Source organism: Microcystis sp. M53603_WE2, from assembly GCF_030065435.1.
In genome coordinates, this window is record NZ_JASJFF010000686.1 from 1 (window position 1) to 1988 (window position 1988).

The window sequence follows — 1988 nt, forward strand, 5'->3', positions numbered from 1 at the left end:
AGGAGTCAGGAGTCAGGAGTTAAGATTTTGGTGTACCTCATGAGATTGGGAAACGCTATATTCCTAGAAAAACCTGGTTGTAGAGACTTTTCTGCCGAGGTTTCTATAACCGTGGGGAGTGGGGAGACCACTTCGTGCGCGTTGCGGGGGGGAGATGGGAGAATAACTAGGGTCTGCTGAAAAAGTTTTTGCCGCAAACCCTATGATAGTTTCCTAAAAAAATACCTAACCAAATTTTTGGCTAGGTATCCATCAATTTACTTCCTTTGTCGAAAATGTTGCTAGATAATTTAACCAACACCAATTAATGAACCCCGGAATATAACATCGTCGCTACCCTTGGATATATCGGCTAATTGACTGATATTTTCTAACTCAATTGCAGGAACAGTTCGTTTAATTAAACCAGTTAAAACTTTACCCGGACCCACTTCGATCGCTTTTTCCGCACCCACATCTGGCAATTTCAACATAATTTCTCGCCAGCGAACCGAGCTAGTCATCTGCCAGATCAGATATTTTTTTAATTCTTCCCCGTCCTGGGTAGGATTGCTCGGATCGACATTAGAAATCACAGGAACTTTTGCAGCCCGAAAATTAACTAATTCTAAAATTTGCTGAAATTGAATGGCAGCATTTTCCATCAAGGGAGAGTGAAAAGCGCCAGATACTTTTAACTGCATAACCCGCTTAACTTTCACTTGACCTAATACCAAATCCACCGCTTCAGGAGTCCCAGAAATTACCACTTGTTCAGCACTATTATCATTAGCAATAACTACATTTTCCGTCTGATTAATCACTGTCTCTAGACTGGTGCGATCAAATTTCATTAAGGCGGCCATTTTACCACCTTCGGCCGCATCCATCAAACGGGAACGGTTTTGAACTAGATTTAATCCTGTCTCAAAATTAAACACCCGGGCCGCATATAAAGCGGAATATTCACCGAGACTATGACCAGCAACTAGATCGGGAAAATGACCTTTTTCTTGTAACAAATCCGCTAAAATACTCTCCACCACAAATAAACAAGGTTGAGTATAAAGAGTACGAGATAGGGTTTCTTCATCCCCTTGACATTTTTCCAGGACTGACCAACCGAGGATTCTTTCTGCTATTTCTAATCTCTCTTGGCCAAGCGCACTTTCCGCTAAATCTCCAATCATTCCTAACGCTTGCGATCCTTGTCCCGGGAATATCCACGCTGTTTTCATAAGTTCTTAAAATAGATAGATAGATGTGTTTGGGTCAGTTATCAGTTATCAGTTATCAGTTATCAGTTATCAGTTATCAGTTATCAGTTATCAGTTATCAGTTATCAGATGTGAGTTTTTAGTTTACTGTTTACTGGTTACTGTTTACTGGTTACTGTTTACTGTTTACTGATCACTGGTTACTGGTTACTGATCACTGAATTAATCTCCCCAACGGAAGATAATCCCACCCCAAGTTAAACCGGCACCAAAGCCAGAAGAAGCAATAATATCACCTTTTTTGACCTTACCACTCCTGACAGCTTCATCGAGGGCTAGAGGAATCGAGGCCGCGGAGGTGTTGCCATACTCGCCGAGATTGCTGATCACTTTTTCGGGAGGCAGTTTTAGGCGATCGCTCACCGCGTCCATAATTCTTTGATTAGCTTGGTGCAGAACTAACCAATCGATGTCACTGGTGGTTAAATTAGCCCGATAGAGAGCTTTTTCGATGACCTCTGGCACTTTCGCCACAGCAAAACGATAGACTTCCCGTCCGTTCATCGTTAGAGGCTTATAGGCCCCTTTTTGAACCCTTACCCCCTCTTTAAGGGGCAATTCCTCCCCCTGATATGCGAGATTGAGAGAACTATTCTGGCTGCCGTCGCTATGGAGTTCAAAACCGAGAATGTTATCTTTTGTATCATTTGCTTGACAAAGAACCGCCCCTGCCCCATCACCAAAGAGGACACAGGTAGCGCGATCGTTCCAATCCACCCAACGGGAGAGAAC

At 43.0% G+C, this 1988-nt stretch carries 2 protein-coding genes; both read right to left on the minus strand.

Annotated features, from left to right (window positions below):
• Window positions 1–290: 290 nt before the first annotated feature.
• Window positions 291–1217, minus strand: a complete 927-nt coding sequence (gene fabD / locus PX481_RS14845; protein WP_002759233.1) for an ACP S-malonyltransferase — start codon at window positions 1215–1217, stop codon at window positions 291–293.
• Between the two features lie 201 nt (window positions 1218–1418).
• Window positions 1419–1988: 3-oxoacyl-[acyl-carrier-protein] synthase III C-terminal domain-containing protein (locus PX481_RS14850; RefSeq protein WP_288094852.1), on the minus strand; the 570-nt coding region annotated here is incomplete at its 5' end.